Raw genomic sequence first — 18,602 nt, 5'->3', positions numbered from 1 at the left:
CTACTCACAAATCGGAACCATGGAGGTCACGGTGGTTGTCGGGTACTGGATCGTCGCGGCACTGCTGGCTGTGTTCTATCTCTACGCCGGGGGGAAGAAGGTCGCGCAGAGCAAGGAACAGCTCGCCCCGATGATGGGGTGGGTCGACACCATCCCGATGCCGGTGGTGCGGCTCGTCGGCGCCGTGGAGATCATCGGAGCAGCCGGACTCATCCTGCCGCCGGCCACCGGTATCGCACCGGTGCTGGCTGTCGTGGCCGCGGTGTGCTTCGCGGTCTTGCAGGTGTTCGCGGCCGGGCTGCATCTGTCGCGTGGTGAGGTGAAGAACACCGGGCTCAACCTGGTACTGATCGTTCTCGCCGCCGTGGCGGCGTGGCTCGCCACGGCGTTCTGACGAGAACAGCGCAGACCAGACGGCGCGACGATCCCCGGGTCTACCCGGCCGGCGAGTCGATGACACGATCGTTCGGTGTCACCTGCCTCGCCGCCGCCTCCATCCGATCGCGCTACCTCGGCGTCCGTTCCCAAGATGCCGGATCCTGCCGTGGTCGACTGCGCGGTCTACGTCGATGGCGAACGGCTGCCCGGTAGTTTCGGCCCGGACTCCGCGCTGGCGGAGGTGCGGGAGCGGGGTAGCGGGTTCGTGTGGCTGGGGTTGCACGAGCCCGATGAGCGGCAGATGGCCGAGATCGCCGAAATGTACGGTCTGCATCCGCTTGCTGCCGAAGACGCGGCGCGTCCCCGGCAGCGGCCGAAGCTGGAGCGCTACGACGACACTCTCGTGGTCGTCATGCGCACCGTCGCATATATGGAACACGATATGCACACCGTCAGTGAGATCGTGCTGACCGGTCAGATCCTGGTTTTCGTCGCCGGTGATTTCGTCATCGCGGTGCGGCACGGGGACCATACCGGGTTGTCGGGGGTGCGGCGGGAGCTGGAGGCCGATCCGGATCGGTTGCGGCGGGGGCCGGGGGCGGTGCTGCACGCGATCGCTGACTACGTGGTGGACTCGTACATCGATGTCGCGCAGGCGGTGGAGCAGGATGTCGACGCCATGGAGGAGGAGATCTTCACCCCGGGCACCACCATGGCGATCGAGCCCATCTATCAGCTCAAACGCGAGGTCGTCGAAATGCGAAGGGCGGTAGCGCCGTTCGCGCTGCCGTTGCAGATGCTGATCCAGAAGGAGATGCCGCTGCCGAAGGAGGTCCGCCGCTATCTGCGCGATGTCGCCGACCATCACACCGTCGTCACCGAGCAGATCACCATCTTCGACGAGTCGCTCAGCGCGATGATCAGCGCGGCGCTGGCGAAGACCGCCGTGCAGCAGAATACCGATATGCGCAAGATCTCCGCGCTGATCGCCATGGGCGCCGTGCCCACGATGATCGCCGGCATCTACGGCATGAACTTCGAGCACATGCCCGAGCTGCAACAGGTTTGGGGCTATCCGGTGGTGCTCACGGTGATGGTGGTGTTGTGCGCCGGGCTGTTGATCCTTTTCCGTCGCAGTAAGTGGCTGTGACCGGCGACGGCAACGAGCTCAAGCCTCTCAGGCCACAGCGGGAACCGGGTTCCAGAGTCGGTCGAGTGGCAGGACATGCCGTTTGTCCTCGTACGTGTATGACCTCTGACCCAAATTGACGACCGCACCGCCGGCGAAGTCGCTGCCCAGTTTGTCGCGGAGTAGGCGCAGTCCGTCGAAATCGCGATCGGTGACGGTGCCGGAGGCTTTGACTTCGATCGCGGCGACGGTTCCACTCACGGTTTCGTGTCGACACTGTGGACCCTGGCGCTACGGATCGTTCGCTGGGTGACCGACCGCGTGAACGGTTCGAGGTCCACGAGCTGGAAATTCCGGATCCGCGCCAGATCTATTCCAGATCTGCCAGGACTATGTCCCGTGATCCGCGCACCCGAAATTCCAGATCCGCCAGACCACGGATCGGCACTCTATACGATTGTGCGGACCTATCGGTTACCGCAGCGTTTCCGGTCGCGGCCGGGTCCTGACAGGCAGGACCCGGCCGGGGGCGACAGAGGTGTGCCGCTGCCGAGGACAACGGCACCGCGGTTACAGCAGATCGCGCAATATCCGCCCGATCCGGTCCATGTTCTCCGGGCGATCGAAATCGCCGTGGGCACAGTCGATTTCGAACACCTCGATCCGTCCGGTGAGGTGCGGGCGCCAGGCGTCCGTCAGATCCGTTGCGACGTCGTCGATTCGGTTGCTGTCGGGGTCGACGGTGCCGCCGAAGATCGTCAGGTCGCCGTCGTGGACGGGTGAGGTGCAGCCTTCCAGGAGGGTGCTGTTGTTGATGAGCACCTTCGTCGCGCGCTCGACGAGCTCCCGGACGACCTCGGATTCGAGTTGCTCGCCGAATCTGTCCGCCGCCCAGGCCCGGATTCCGGCGAGGGCGTCGTCCTCGGAGACGTCGGGTTGTTCGTCCATCGGCACCACGGGTTTGCTGTCCACGACGCCGAGGAAGCCGATCCGCTTGTCGCGCTGCGTGAGTCGCCGCGCGAGCGCGTGGGCGACGATCCCGCCGTACGACCAGCCGAGCAGGAAGTACGGGCCGTCGGGCTGGAGTTCCAGGATCTGATCGGTGTAGTCGTCGATCATCTCTTCGAAGGAACCGGCCAGGGGGCCGCCGTCCAGGCCACGGGATTGGATGGCGTAGATCGGGCGATCGGGCAGGTGCGGGCCGAGTTGCTGGTAGAACCAGCCGAGGCCACCGCCGGGGTGCAGGCACCACAACGGGTTTCCGGAGCCGGTGTTCTTCAGGACGAGCACCGGATCGAAATCCGTACTCTGCGCGGCCTCGTCGAGGCGGGGCGCCAGCTGCGCGACCGTCGGGGCGTCGAAGATCACCCGGACGGGGACCTCCACCCCCAGAGCCACCCGGATCTTGCTGGTGAGGCGGGTGGCCAGCAGGGAGTGGCCGCCGAGGGCGAAGAAGTCGTCGTCGATGCCGACCCGGTCGAGTCCGAGGATCTCCGCGAACAGGCCGGCCAGGACCCGTTCGCGTTCGTTCGTCGGGGCCAGATATTCGACCGCGGAGGCGAATTCGGGGTCCGGTAACGCCTTGCGGTCCAGTTTTCCGCCGGCCGTCAGCGGCACCTCGTCGATGACGGTGACCACCGCGGGGACCATGTATTCCGGCAGCCGGCGGCTCACCCAGCGCCGCACGTCGGCGGCGAGCAGGCCGGCCTGCGGGTTGTTGGCGTGGCGGGCCGGGTCGCCGATCGGCCCGGCGGGCAGGTAGATGTCGGCGAGCGGCCGGCCGGCGGCGGTGGCCGCGTCGAGGAAGACCGCGTCCATCCGGCCCGGTTCGGCCGACCAGGTGACGGCGGTGATGTCGCCGAATCGCCGGCCCAGCCGGTGCAGATCCTCGGGCAGCAGGGCCGCTTCCACCCGTTCCTCGACGGCGGTGACCGGGTGGCCGGACCGGATGCGTTGTGCCGCTTCGACCTGACCGGCGAGGCCCGAATGCGGGATACCGGTCACCCGGATCCCGGCCGGGTGGGCGGTTTCGAGCAGCGTGCGCAGCGACTGTTCGTCGCGGTAGACATGCGTCGGCACCTCGGCGGCCGAGATCGGGTCCGGTGGCGCCTTGCGCAGCACGACATCGTAGCGATATCTGGTCAGTTCGTTGATCGCGTCGCCGCGCTGGAGCTGGATGTCGACGGTGTCGAATCCGGTTGTGCCGCCGCACATTCCCGCGAAGAATTCGGGGGCCAGCAACAGTTCCTGTTCGGCGGCGATGTCGCGGCGGACCCGGTCGGCGACAGCGGCCGGGTCGGCGCCGCCGTTGCGCGCGATCTGGACCGCGGTCGCGAACTCCTCCAGCAGCGCCAGATTGCGGACGTCGCCGACGAATACGGCGCCGCCGTCGACCAGCAGGCCCCGGACCCGTTCGAGAACGTCGCGCAGGTAGCGCTGTCCGGGGAAATACTGGATCACCGAATTCAGTACCACGGTGTCGAAGTGGTCCCGGGGCAGCCCGCCGATGTCGTCGGCGGTCCGCACGTTCAGGGTGACGTGGCCGGTCCAGTCCGCGTCCAGGGCGCTCACCTGTCGCCGGAGGGTGGCGATGGTGGCCGCGGAAAAGTCCGTCGCCCAATACTCTTCGCAGTCCGGGGCCAGTTGCGACATCAGCAGGCCCGAACCGACCCCGATCTCGAGCACGCGCCGCGGGTTCAGGTCACGGATCCGCTCGACCCTGGTCGACCGCCATTCCCGCATCTGTTCCACCGGGATCGGCTCCCCGGTGTAGCTGCTGTCCCAGCCGCCGAAATCCGCACCGAACGGCGCGTCGGCGGTCGTGTACAGGTCGTCGTACACCTGCTGCCACTGCCCGACGAATTCGTCCGAGACGCCGATCGGGCCGGACCGGTCGGCGACCACGTAGCCGATCAGCTGCTTGCCGCCGGATTCGCTCTCGCGTGCCACGACCACCGCCCGGGACACCGAGGGATGTTGCGCCAGTGCGGTTTCCACCTCGGCGGGCTCGACGCGGAAACCGCGGATCTTGACCTGGTCGTCGGCGCGGCCGACGAATTCCAGCACCCCGGCGCGCGTCCACCGCACCATGTCGCCGGTGCGATACATCCGGTCCCCGGCGCCGGCGAAGGGATCGGCGACGAAGCGCGCGGCGGTCAGGTCCGTGCGGCCGCGATAGCCGCGCGCCAATTGCGCACCGGCCACGTACAACTCGCCGGGCACCCCGACCGGGACCGGCCGCAGCCACGAATCGAGCACGTAGGCACGGGTATTGGCGACCGGGGCGCCGATCGGCACCGCACCGTCGACGGTCTCGGGCACCGCTGCGGACGTGACGTTCACCGTGGCCTCGGTGGGGCCGTAGAGGTTCTCGACGGCGACGTCGGGCCACCGGGTGCGCAGCGTCTCGATCACGCGGGCGGAGAGGACGTCGGCGCCGGTGTGCACCTGCCGCAGGCTCTCGAACGGGTTGTCCGGCAGGGAGTCCGCGTACTCGGCCAGCGCGGCCAGCAGCGGCGGCGTCGCGAACAGCTTCGTCACCGCGCGGGACCGCACCAGCCGGGTGATCTCCGCCGGATCCGACCGCTCCTCGACCGCCACCACCAAGACGGCACCGCCACACAACGCCGGCCAGATCTCGTAGGTCGAGGCGTCGAACGCCACCGACGAATGCACCAGCACCCGATCACCGCGACCGGCCGGCCACGCCTGCGCCACCAGATTCACCACATTCCGATGCGTGACCCCCACGCCCTTCGGCACACCCGTGGAACCCGACGTGTAGATCACATACGCCAGATTCTGCGGACGCACCGGTACCACGAGATCGCTACCGGGCGCATGCATGTCGAGGGTGTCGAGGAGCAGCAACGGCGCCGCGGCCGGGGGCAGCACGCCCGCGGTGACCGAATCCGTCACCACGAGAACCGGTGCGGCATCGGCCAAGACGAAAGCCAGCCGGTCCGACGGGTATCCGGGGTCGACGGGCAGGTACGCGCCGCCGGCCTTCGCCACCGCCACCAACGCCACCAGCAACTCCGCGGACTTCGGCAGGGCCACCGCGACGACCGTGTCGGGTCCGGCGCCACGCGACATCAGTTCCCAGGCGAGCAGATTCGCCCGGAAATCCAGCTGCCGATACGTCAGTTCCACGTCCCCGCAGATCACCGCGACCGCCTCCGGCTGTGCGGCGGCCCGCGCCTCGAACAACGCGACCAGGGTCGAGTCCGGGACGCCGGTGCGGGTCTCGTTCCACTGCCGCAGTACCAGTTCGCGTTCGTCGCGGGCCAGTATCTCGATCGCCCCGACCGGGACACCGGGATCCGTGCCCGCCGATGCCAGGACGAGTACCAGCCGCCGCGCCATCGCCTCGACCGTCGTACGGTCGAACAGCTCGGTCGCGTACTCCACGAACCCGTTCCACGCCTGCCCCGCCGGAGCGTCGGCGACATTGAAGAACAGGTCGAATCGGGAGGTGTCGATCGAGGCCGGATAGGGCTCGAATCCGACGCCCCCCAATTCGATGACCGGCAGGGCATTGTTCTGGAACGCCAGAGTGACCTGGAACAGCGGGTGATGCGCCGCGGAGCGCGCCGGGTTCAGCAGTTCCACCAGCAATTCGAACGGCGCGTCCTGATTGTCGTACGCCGCCAGCGCCTTAGCCCGCACCTGCGCCAGCAGGTCCGTGAACGACATGGCGGGCCGCACGTTCGTCCGCAGCACCCAGGTGTTGACGAAGAATCCGACCAGATCGGCGAGAGCCTCGTCGGTGCGCCCGGCGATCGGGGCGCCGATCGGAATATCCTCCCCGGCACCGAGTTTCGACAGCAGCACCGCCAGGGCCGCCTGCAGCACCATCGACACCGTCGCGCCCTCGCGAGCGGCCAGCCGCTCCACCGCGGTCCGGGTCGCGAGGTCGATCTCGAAGGGCACCAGGTCGCCGCGGTAGCTCGCGACCCGCGGACGGGGCCGATCCGTGGTCAGCTGCAACTGTTCGGGCACGCCGTCCAGCTCGTGGCGCCAGTAGTCGAACTGCCGGGATACGACGCTGGCGGGATCGCTCACCGAGCCCAGCCAGTCCTGTTGCCACAGTGTGTAATCCACGTACTGGACCGGCAGCGGAGCCCAGGCCGGCGCGGCACCGGCGAGCCGGGCCGTGTACGCGGTGGCGAGATCGCGCAGCAACGGCGTCAGCGACCAGCCGTCACCGGCGATGTGGTGCACCACCAGCACCAGCACGCATTCGTGGACCCCGTGCCGGAAGACGTCGGCGCGGATCGGGATGTCCGCCGACAGGTCGAATCCGTACCGGATCGCCGCGACGACCGCCGAATCCAGTTCTCCGGGAACCACATCGGCGACGGTGACCGGCACGTCGACGTCGGCGGGGTCGAGCACCCGCTGCGACGGCGCGCCGTCCACCTCGGCGAAAACCGTTCGCAGACTCTCGTGCCGGGCCACGACGTCGCCGAGGGCCGCGGCGAAGGCGGACGCGTCGAACACACCCGTCAGCCGCACCGCCAGCGGGATGTTGTAGGTCGCGGAGCGGCCTTCGAGCCGGTGGATGAACCAGAGCCGGCGCTGCGCGAACGACAGCGGCACCACCTCCGGCCGGGGCCGGATCGACAGCGCCGGACGTACCTGCGCATGCACGTCCAGCCGGGCCGCCAGCCGCGCCACGGTCGGAGCGTCGAACACCGCGCGGATCGGCACCTCGGCACCGAGTTCCGTGCGGATCCGGCTCACCAGCCGGGTCGCCAGCAGCGAATGGCCGCCCAGTTCGAAGAAGTTGTCGTCCGCGCCGACCCGGTCGCGGCCGAGGACCTCGCCGAACAGCCCGGCCAGGGCTCGTTCCCGGGCGCCGACCGGCTCCCGGTACGCGGCCGCCGACGCGAAGTCCGGTTCCGGCAGGGCCGCGCGATCCAGTTTTCCGTTGGTGGTCAACGGGACCGCGTCGATCGCCAGTACCGCCGACGGCACCATGTACTCCGGCAACCGGTCCGCCACCCACCGGCGGACGTCACGACCGTCGAGCGGCTGTCCGCCGGGAACGACCCAGGCGAAGAGCCGTTTCCCGCCGACGCCGGGATCGCGGGCCAGCACGATCGCCTGCGAGACCGAGGGATGTTGCGCCAGTGCCGATTCCACCTCGCCGAGCTCGACCCGGAAACCGCGGATCTTCACCTGGTCGTCGGCGCGGCCCACATACTCCAACTGCCCGTCGGCCTTCCACCGCACCACGTCGCCGGTGCGGTACAGCCGGCCGCCGGACGAATCGAAGGGGTCCGCGACGAACCGCGCGGCGGTCGCCCCGGATCGGTTCCGATATCCGCGGCTCACCTGCGGACCGGCGAGGTACAGCTCCCCCGCGACGCCCACCGGGGCGAGCCGTAGCATCGAATCCAGCACGTACGCACCCACATCGGCCAACGGGACGCCGATCGGCACGATCGCGCCGTCGAGCACCTCGCCGGGCTCGAACGTGCGGGTCACCGCGAACGTCGTGGTCTCGGTGGGACCGTACCCGTTCACGACGCGGACGCCGGCACAGCTCGACATCGCCCGGCGGAGCAGGTCCGCCGGGATCTCCTCGCCGCCGACCCACACCTGGCGCATCCCCGCGAACGCGTCGGGACGATGCTCGACGAACAATTCGAACAGCCGGGTCGTGAAGAACGTTGCCGTGACCCGATTCTCGATCAGCAATCGGGCCAGTGCCGTGAGGTCGCCGCCGTCCGAGGGCGCCACCACGACCCGGCCGCCGCCGAGCAGCGGCACCCAGATCTCGTAGGTGGAGGCGTCGAAGGCCGCCGAGGAGTGCCACAGCACGGCATCGTGGGCGCCACCGCGCCACATCGGATCGGCGGCGAAGGTCACGATGTTGCGGTGGGTGACGGCCACGCCCTTCGGCACACCGGTGGATCCGGAGGTGTAGATCAGGCAGGCGGTGTGCTGCGGCCGTACCGGGACGTCCCGATCGAGACCCGGGCCGTCCGACAGATCGAGACCGTCGAGATACACCCGAGGAATCTCGTTGTGGGGCAGCGTGTTCGCGGTGATCTCGTCGGTGAGGACGGCGACCGGTGCGGCGTCGCCGAGGATGAACGCCAGCCGATCCGACGGATACGCCGGATCGATCGGCAGATACGCGGCGCCGGCCTTCGACACCGCGAGCAGCGCCACGACCGCGCCGGCCGAGCGCGGCAGCGCCACCGCGACGACGGCGTCGGGCCGCGCCCCGTGCGAAATCAGTACGCGCGCCAGCCGATCGGCCCGCAGGTCGAGTTCCCGGTAGCTCAGCGCGGTGTCGCCGCACACGACCGCCACCGCATCGGGGCACTCGGCGGCGCGGGCCCGGAACCGTCCGGCCACCGTCGCCGCGGGTACGCGCGCATCGGCCCGATTCCGTTGGCGCAGTACCGTTTCCCGCTCGCCGCGACCGAGCGTGTCTATCGCCCCGACCGGGATGTGCGCGTCGGACGCCAGCTGTTCGAGTATTCGCGCGAGCCGCGCCGCCATCGCCTCGGCCACCGGCCGCTCGAAGACGTCGGTCCGGTATTCCAGCTGCAGGTGCAGGCCCGGACGGGCGTCGGCGACGAGGGTGACCGGATAGTGCGAGGGCGTGTCGGGCCGCACGTCGGCGATCGTGAGGCCACCGGCGGTGGCGACCCGGCCGATTCCAGCCTGATCGACCGGATAGGACTCGAAGGCGATCAGGGTGTCGAACAGCGCGCCGATGCCCATGCCCTGCTGGATGTCGCTCAGGCCGACCTGGTGATGGTCCAGCAGGGCGGCCTGCCGGGCCTGCAGGCCGGTGAGCATCCCGGCGAGGGTCTCGCGGGGATCGAACCGGACCCGGACGGGCACGGTGTTGATGAACACCCCGACCATGGCGTCCACTCCCGCGACCGCGGGCGGGCGGCCGGACACCGTCGCCCCGGCGACCACGTCGCGACGGCCGGTCGACACCGCCAGCGCGATCCCCCAGCCGCCCTGCACCATCGTGTTCACCGTCACGCCGAGCGCGGTCGCCTGCCGGTTCAGGGCATCGACCGTTCCGGCGGGGAGCGCCACCTCGATCCGTTCGACGCCGGCCTGCTCGGAATCGGCCGCGCCGCCGCGCTTTCCGAGACCGTCGGCGAGCAGGGTCGGTTCCCCGACACCGTCGAGTTCGCGGATCCACGCCCGCACGCCGGCCCCGGGGTCCTGCGCGGCGAGCCAGGTCAGATAGTCGCGATAATCCGGTACGGCGGGCATTGCGGTGGTGTCGCCACCGGAACCGTACAGCTGCAACAGGTCTCGGAGAACCAGCGGCAGCGACCAGCCGTCGAGCAGCACGTGATGCGCGGTGAGGATCAGTTCCGACCGCTGCGCGGCCGTGCGCACCAGCGTCAGGCGCAGCAGCGGCGGGACCGCGGCGTCGAAGTGCGCGGCGCGATCCCGCGCGAGCAGCGCACCCATCTCCTCCGGCTCGTCACGGAGATCCACTACCCGCCAGGGCAATTCGACGCGGTCGACGATCAACTGGAGCGGATCGCCGTGCGAGTCGGCGCCGAAACACACCCGCAGATTCGGATACCGGTCGAGCAGTGCCTGCCCCGCCGCGCGCAGCCGCTCCGGATCGACCGCTCCGGCCAGCGTGAACACCACCTGCATGTGATAGGCGTCGAATCCGTTGTCCGCCAAGCCACGATGGAACAGCAGACCGGACTGCATCGGCGTCGGCGGCCACACGTCCACCAGCCCCGGATACCGCCGCTCCAGCGCCTCGATCTCGGCCTGCCCGAGCGCCACCGCGGGCAGATCCGACGGTGTCAGACCGCCCGCCCCGGCGGTGGTCGCGTGCCGCACCAGGCCCAGCACCGCGTCCCGCCAGAGCCCGGCCAGCTCCGCCACCTCGGACCGGGCCAGCACGCCCGCGGGGGCGGAGAACACCGCCTGCAACACCGGGCCCGCGTCGGTGTCGACGATCATCGCCAGCGCGTCGAGCACCGACAGCACCGGCATCGCCGACAGGGCCGGATTCAGCGGCGTGATCAGCTGACCGGCGTCCTCGGCCGGCGTCCAGCCCGCGCCGCGCAACCGCTGCGGCAGCAGATCCGCGGAGGTGAACCGGCCGAGGTAGTTGAACCCGATCTGGCCGGTCGGAAATTCCTGTAGCACAATGGCGGTCTCGGGATTGAGGTAGCGCAGCAACCCGTAGCCGATGCCCTTGTCCGGCAGTGCGCGCAACTGCTCCTTGACCGCCTTGAACAGCGCGCCCGCATCGGCGCCGCCGGCGCACAGGTCGTCCCACCCCGTCGCGCCCGCCCGCAGGCGGATCGGGAACATGCTGGTGAACCAGCCCACGGTGTTCGACAGCTCCGCGCCGGGGACGACGTGCTCCTCCCGGCCGTGGCCCTCCAGCCGGATCAGCACCGAATCCGCACCGCGGCCGCGGAGGTCCCGCCAGCGGGTCACCGCGGCCGCCAGGGCGGCCAGCAGGCCGTCCTCGACGCCGCCGTGGAACGCCGCGGGCAGCGCGGCGAGCAGAATATCCGTGTCGGCCACCGGAATCCGGACCTCGACGTGTTCGGTGGTGGCCATGACGTCGACCGCCGGATCCAGCGGGCGGGATCCGAGCATCGGATCCGGTCCCGCCGACACCGAGCGCCACCAGTCCAATTCCGCCACCCGCCGCGGCCGGCGCGCCTCCTCGGCGAGGGCGTGTGCCCAGCGCCGCAGCGAGGTGCCCGGCACCGCCGGCGCCGGCGCGGCACCGGAGGACACCGCCTGCCACGCGGACGCCAACTCCGGCAACAGGATTCGCCAGGACACGCCGTCGACCGCCAGATGGTGCGCGACGATCCCCAACCGGCCGCGCCGGTCCGGACCGGCGTCGAACCAGACGAACTGCACCATCGCGCCCGCGGCGGGCGCCAGGCGGCCGACCGCGGCCTCCAGTTCCGCGGCCATCGTGTCCGCGCCGGTCGCCTCGACCCGATGCAGGAACCGCCCCACATCGATCGCGCCCGGCGGTACGACGTCGAGTCCCGCGCCGCGCTCGTCGTCGAGCAGCCGCGCCCGCAGCACGTCGTGGCGATCCACGACCGCGCGCACGGTCGCGAGCAGGCCGGCCCGGTCGATCCCGACCGGTAGTTCCAGCACCATGGACTGGCTGAACGCCTCGAATCCCGCGCCGAGTTCCCGCACGTGCCGGGCCACCGGCAGCAGCGGCATCCATCCCGTGCCGCCACCGTCCAGCTCGCGCAGCACCGGATCCGCCGCCCGCCCGCCGGCCACCGTGGAAAGCGCTGCGACCGTGCGCCGTTCGAAGATCTCACGCGCACTGACCACCACGCCCAGTGCGCGGGCCCGCGACACCACCTGGATCGAGCGGATGCTGTCGCCGCCGAGTTCGAAGAAGTCGTCGTCCGCGCCGACCCGTTCGACGCCGAGCACCTCGGCGAAGACGGTGGCCAGCACGCGCTCCGCGGCGGTGCCCGGGGCCCGATACCCGGTGGAGGACACCACTTCCGGTGCGGGCAGCGCGGCGCGGTCCAGCTTCCCGTTAGGGGTCATCGGCACCGCCTCGATCACCGTCACCACCGACGGCACCATGAAATCGGGCAGCCGCTCGGCGGCGAACTCGCGCACCTGTGCCCCGTCGACGCCGGGTGCGGCCAGCCGATCGAGAACCACGTATCCGATCAGTCGCTTACCGCCGGCGCCGGCGCCGACCGCGGTCACCACCGCGCGGGTCACCGAGGGATGTTGCGCCAGTGCGGCTTCCACCTCGCCGGGCTCGACCCGGAACCCACGGACCTTCACCTGATCATCGGCCCGGCCCACGAACTCCAACTGTCCTTCGGTGTTCCACCGCACCACGTCGCCGGTGCGGTACAGCCGGCCACCGGCGGCATCGAACGGATCCGCCACGAATCGCGCGGAGGTCAGCCCGGCCCGGCCACGGTATCCGCGCGCCAACTGCGCACCGGCGACGTACAGTTCGCCGGGTACGCCGAGCGGAACCGGCGCGAGCCAGGAATCCAGCACGTACACCCGGGTATTGGCGACGGGAGTGCCGATCGGCACCGCGCCGGACATGCCCTCGGGGACGACCAGCGAGGTCACGTCGACCGTCGCCTCGGTCGGCCCGTAGAGATTGTCGATCCGCACCCCGCCGCATACGTCGCGCACGGCGTCGGCCAGTCCGGCGGAGAGGGTGTCGGCGCCGGTGTTCACCTGGGTCAGGCTGCGAAGGGGTTTGCTGCGCAACGGCTCCGCGTACTCGACCAGCGCCGACAGCAACGGCGGCGTCGCGAACAGCTTGGAGACCGACCAGGTCTCGATCAGCCGGGTGATCTCCACCGGATCGGACCGCTGCTCGCCCGCGACGAGCAGGGTGGCGCCGCCGCACAGGGCCGGCCAGATCTCGTAGGTGGAGGCGTCGAACGCGACCGAGGAGTGCATCAGCACCCAGTCGCCGGTCCGTGCCGCCCACGCCTGGGCGACGAGGTTCACCACGTTGCCGTGGGTGATCGCCACGCCCTTGGGCACGCCGGTCGAGCCCGAGGTGTAGATCACGTACGCCAGGTTCCGCGGCCGGACGGTGACGGGCGCGTCGTCGGCGTCGGTGGTCGCGGCCGGGTGGACGCGCGCAATAGCGTTGTCCGGCAGCACCTCTGCGGTGCCGGGCTCGGTCACGACGACGATCGGGTCGGCGTCGGCGAGGACGAAGCTCAGTCGATCCGACGGATAGGCCGGGTCGATCGGCAGATACGCGCCACCGGCTTTCAGCACCGCCACGAGGGCGACCAGCAGATCCGCCGATCTCGGCAACGCCACCGCGACAACCGTATCCGGTCCCACGCCACGGGATTTCAGCGTCCGGGCCAGCTGGGTGGCGCGGACGTCCAGCTGCCGGTAGGTCAGATCGGTGTTCCGGCAGACCACGGCGACGCGGTCGGGGGTGCGGGCGACCTGCGCCTCGAACAATCCGGCCAGGGTCGTGTCCGGGACGTCCACGGCGGTCCGATTCCACCGGCGCAGCACCGATTCCCGCTCGGGGCCGAGGATGTCGATCGACGCCACAGCGACATTCGGGTCGGCGGCGACCTGCTCGAAGATCCGCACCAGTCGTCGCGCCATCGTGTCGACGGTCCGGCGATCGAACACGTCCGTGCGGTATTCCAGCCGGACGGTCAGTTCCGGTGCGGCGCCGGCCACCACGGCCAGGGGGTAATGGGTCGGGGCGTCGGACCGCAGACCGGCGATGGCGATCCCGCCGGTGCCGGCGGCGTCCTCGATTCCGGCCGGGTCGACCGGGAAGGACTCGAATCCGACCAGGGTGTCGAACAGAACATGCAGGCCCGTCGCCTCGTGGATGTCGCTCAGCCCGACGTGGTGGTGGTCCAGCAGGGCGGCCTGCCGGGCCTGCAGTCCGGTCAGCAGTCCGGCCAGGGTGTCGCCGTGGCCGAAACGCACCCGGACGGGCACGGTGCCGATGAACAGGCCGACCATCGATTCCACGCCGGTGACCGCGGGCGGGCGGCCCGAGACGGTCGCGCCGGTGATCACGTCGCGACGGCCGGTCGAGACGCCGAGCAGGATGCCCCACGCCGCCTGCACCACGGTGTTCAGTGTGACCCCGAGCCGGCTCGCCCGCCGCGCCACGGCCGACGCGGTGGCCGCGGACAGTGGTACGTCGAGCCGCTCGACCTCCGCCGAGGCGGCGCTGTCGGCACTGCCCGCGAGCAGGGTCGGTTCGGCGATGCCGTCGAGCTCGTCGGCCCATGCCCGCACACCGGCCCGAATGTCCTGGCGGCCGAGCCATTTCAGGAATTCGCGATAGTCGGGCACCGGTGGCAGTGCGGTCCCGCCGGAACCGTACAGGCGCAGCAGATCCCGGATGAGCAACGGCAGCGACCAGCCGTCGAGCAGGACGTGGTGCGCGGTGAAGATCAGCTCCGACCGCTGTTCGGTAAGCAGCACCAGGGTGAATCGCAGCAGCGGCCCGGCCGCGACGTCGAAGTGCGCGTTGCGGTCCTCGCCGCGCAGCAGTTCCACCGCCGCCCGGCGCTCCGTCTCGGAGTGATCCCGCAGATCCACGACATGCCAAGGCAATTCGGCGTACTTGACGACGACCTGGATCGGGACGCCGCGTCCGTCCTCGGCGAAACCGGACCGCAGATTCGGGTACCGGTCGATCAACGCCTGCCCGGCCGTGCGCATCCGGACCGGATCCACCGCTCCGGTCAGATCGAACGCGACCTGCATGTGATAGGCGTCGAAACCCTTGCCCGCCAGGGCCCGATGGAACAGCAGGCCCTTCTGCACGGCGGTGGCGGGCCACACGTCCGAGAGTCCGGGATACCGCCGCTCCAGCGCCTCGATCTCGTTCTGCCCCAGCCGGACCAGCGGCAGATCGGACGGCGTCAGACCGCCGCCGCCGACGGCGTGCCGCGCCAGCCCGAGGACGGCCTGCCGCCACAGCTGGGCCAGTTCCTGGGTTTCGCTGGTGCTCAGCACATTCCGGGGATTCGCGAACACCGCTCGCAGCATCGGGCCGTCGTCGGTGTCGACGACCATCGTGGTGGCGTCGAGCACCGCGGGTGCGGGCATCGCCGGATCCTGGCCGGCGACCGACCCGAGATCGTGCCGGGCCGGCGTCCATCCGGTGCCGCGCAGCCCCTCCGGCAGCAGGTCCGACGCGGTGAACCGGCCGAGATGGTTGAACCCGATCTGCCCGGTCGAGAACCCTTGCAGCACAGCGGCCGTCTCCGGATTCAGGTAGCGCAGCAATCCGAATCCGATGCCCTTGTCCGGCACCGCCCGCAGCTGTTCCTTCACCGATTTGACGAGTGCGCCCGCGGCCGGGCCGCCCGCGCAGATCTCCTCCCAGGCCGTCGCGTCCGCGCTCAGCCGGACCGGGAACACACTGGTGAACCAGCCGACGGTGGCCGACAGGTCGGCGCCGGGGACGGTGTCCTCCTCGCGACCGTGGCCTTCCAGCCGGATCAGCACCGAATCCCCGGCCACACCCCGACTTCGGCGCCGCCGCGCCACGGCGATCGTCAGCGCCGCCAGCAGTCCGTCCTCGACGCCACCGTGGAACACCGCGGGCAGGGTGGTCAGCAGCGTCTCGGTCTCGGCCACCGGGATCTCGACGACCGTGTGCGAGACGGTCGCCATCACATCCACCGCCGGATCCAGCGGCCGCGACCCGAGCAACGGGTCCGGCGCGTCGACCACCGCACGCCACCACGGCAACTGCTCGGTCCATCGCGAGGCCGACGCCTGCTCGGCCAGCCCGTGCGCCCAGCGCCGCATCGACGTCCCCGCCGAGTCGACGGCCGGGGCGGCCCCGGCCGACACCGCCTGCCACGCGGCGGCCAAGTCGGGCACCAGGATTCGCCACGACACCCCGTCGATCACCAGATGGTGCGCGACGATCGCCAACCGGCCCGGCTGCCCGGGACCCGCGTCGAACCAGCCGAACTGCACCATCACCCCGGCCGCCGGATCCAGCCGCGCGTTGAGCGCCGCGCCGATCTCGATGCGGTGCAGCAACCGGTCGACATCGACCGAACCCGCGGGTGCGACCTCGAGGCCCGGGCCCCGCTCGTCGTCGATCAGCCGCGCGCGCAGCACATCATGACGATCGACCACGGCGGTCAGGACCGCCACCAGTGTCTTCCGGTCGATGCCGGCCGGAAGGTCCAGCACCATCGTCTGATTGAAGCTGTCGAATCCGGCGCCGGACTCCCGGAGGTATCGGGCGACCGGCAGCAGCGGCATCCAGCCCACCGCCCCGCCGGGCAGTTCCGCCACCGCCGCGTGCCCGGTACGGCCCTGCGCCACCGCCGCCAGGGCCGCCACCGTCCGATGCTCGAACACCTCGCGCGGGGTCACCTCGACCCCCAGCGCGCGGGCCCGCGACACCACCTGGATCGAGCGGATGCTGTCGCCGCCCAACTCGAAGAAGCTGTCCCCCACGCCGACTCGCGCCAGCCCCAGGACATCGGCGAACACCGTGGCGAGGATCTCCTCGCGCGGGTTCTCCGGTGCGCGGTATCGCGTCGAGGAGGTGAACCGGGGCCGCGGCAACGCGGCCCGGTCCAGTTTGCCGTTGGCGGTCAACGGCATCGCGTCGAGGACCATCACGACCGCGGGCACCATGTATTCCGGCAGCCGTTCGGCGGCGAACGCGCGCACCCGCGAACCGTCGAGTCCGGCTGCGGCGGTGACATATCCGATCAGTTGCCGGCCACCGGACTCGTCGGCGCGGGCCACCACCACGGCCTGCGACACCGACGGATGGTGCGCCAGCACGGCTTCCACCTCGCCGGGCTCGACCCGGAAGCCGCGGATCTTCACCTGGTCGTCGGCCCGGCCGAGGAATGCCAACCGCCCGTCGGCGTTCCACCGCACCACGTCGCCGGTGCGGTACAACCGGCCCCCGGCCGGATCGAACGGGTCCGCCACGAACCGCGCCGCGGTCAGCGCGGCCCGGCCGCGATATCCCCGCGCCACCTGGGTACCGGCCACGTACAGTTCGCCGGGCACCCCCACCGGCACCGGCGCCAGCCCCGAATCCAGCACGTACAACCGGACATTGGGCAGCGGCCGGCCGATCGGCACGGCATCGCCGATCTCGTCGGTCAATTCGTGGTCGGCCACGTACACCGTCGTCTCGGTCGGGCCGTAGCCGTTCACGACGCGCGTACCGGGATATTCCGCGCGCAGTCGGCGCGCCAGTGCCGCGGGCAGTTCCGAGCCGGCGGCGAACACCCTCGTCAATGAGCCCAACGGGGTTCCCGGCCGGGATCCGGCATGGTCGAGCAGCGCCGCCAGCAGCGGCGGTGTCGCGAACATCCGTGTCACCGAACAGGTCTCGATGACGGACGCGATCTCGGCCGGGTCGGGACGCCGCTGCTCCGGCAGCACCAGCCGCGCGCCGCCGCACAGCGTGGGCCAGATCTCGTAGGTCGACACGTCGAAGGCGATCGAGGTCTGCATCAGCACCCGGTCACCGGTCACCACCGGCCGCGCGTGCGACACCAGATTCACCACGTTGCGATGGGTCACGGCGACGCCCTTCGGGACGCCGGTCGAACCGGAGGTGTAGATCAGATAGGCCAGATGGTGCGGGAGCGCCGTCGCGACCGGCGCACCGGCACCGGCCGGCTCGGGTGCGTCCAGGTACAGCCGCGCGATCGCGTTGTCCGGCAGGATCTCCGCGGTGCCGGTGTCCGTCACGATCACGACCGGCGCGGCGTCGGCGAGGACGAACGCCAGCCGGTCCGAGGGGTAGGCGGGATCGATCGGCAGGTACGCGCCGCCGGCCTTCCAGACCGCCAGCAGCGCGACGATCAGTTCCGCGGACGGCGGCAACGCCACCGCGACAACGACATCCGCGCCGGCTCCGCGCGCGGCCAGGATCTCGGCGAGCCGGTCGGCTCGCGCGTCCAGTTCCCGGTAGGTCAGTTCGGTGTCCGGGCCCGTGACGGCGACGGCGTCCGGCGTCCGGACGGCCTGCTCCCGGAACAGCTCCGCCACGGTGAGTTCGGGCACCGGCGCCACGGCGCCGTCGCCACGACGCAGCACGAGTTCCCGTTCGTCGGCGCCGGTGATCTCGATCGGCCCGACCGGCCGTTCCGGGTCGGCCACCACCTGCCGCAGCAGCCGCACCCATCGCGCGGCCATCGCCTCGACCGTGGACCGATCGAACAGCTCGGTCGCGTATTCGACCAGACCGCTCCACTTTCCGTCCGCCGGTGCGTCGGCGATGTCGAACAGCAGGTCGAACCGGGCGGTGCCGGTGGACACCGGATACGGTTCGATCGTCAGCCCGGCCATCTCCAGCCGCGGCGCGGTGTTGTTCTGGAAGGCCAGCGACACCTGGAACAGCGGATGGTGCGCCGCCGAGCGCACCGGATCCAGCAATTCGACCAGCAATTCGAACGGGGCGTCCTGATTCTCGTACGCCGCGAGCGCTTTCGTCCTGGTCTGCCGCAACAGCCCGGTGAACGATCGCGCCGGATCGATCTCCGTCCGCAGCACCCAGGTGTTGACGAAGATGCCCACGAGATCGGCCAGCGCCTCGTCGGAGCGC

3 protein-coding genes (1 of these 3 only partly in view) are annotated in these 18,602 nt (G+C 70.5%); 2 read left to right on the top strand and 1 reads right to left on the bottom strand.

Annotated features, from left to right (window positions below; genetic code table 11):
* The first annotated feature begins 19 nt into the window (after positions 1-19).
* On the top strand, positions 20-394 hold the full coding sequence (locus NRB56_RS07750; RefSeq protein WP_153339847.1) for a DoxX family protein: 375 nt from the start codon (positions 20-22) through the stop codon (positions 392-394).
* A gap of 135 nt (positions 395-529) precedes the next feature.
* Positions 530-1,528 (top strand): magnesium and cobalt transport protein CorA, encoded by a 999-nt coding sequence (locus tag NRB56_RS07745; protein WP_153339845.1) that lies wholly within the window; start codon positions 530-532, stop codon positions 1,526-1,528.
* A gap of 549 nt (positions 1,529-2,077) precedes the next feature.
* Here NRB56_RS07745 and NRB56_RS07740 read toward each other — a convergent pair.
* Positions 2,078-18,602 carry the 3' portion of a non-ribosomal peptide synthase/polyketide synthase gene (locus NRB56_RS07740; RefSeq protein WP_153340403.1) on the bottom strand. It continues 3,980 nt past the right edge of the window, so 16,525 of the gene's 20,505 nt are visible here — the last part of the coding sequence; its start codon lies off the right edge, out of view; it ends in the stop codon at positions 2,078-2,080.

It is taken from the genome of Nocardia aurantia (assembly GCF_009604425.1).
GTDB lineage: Bacteria > Actinomycetota > Actinomycetes > Mycobacteriales > Mycobacteriaceae > Nocardia > Nocardia aurantia.
The sequence above is the reverse complement of the archived record's forward strand: the minus strand, read 5'-3'. Positions and strand labels throughout refer to the sequence as shown.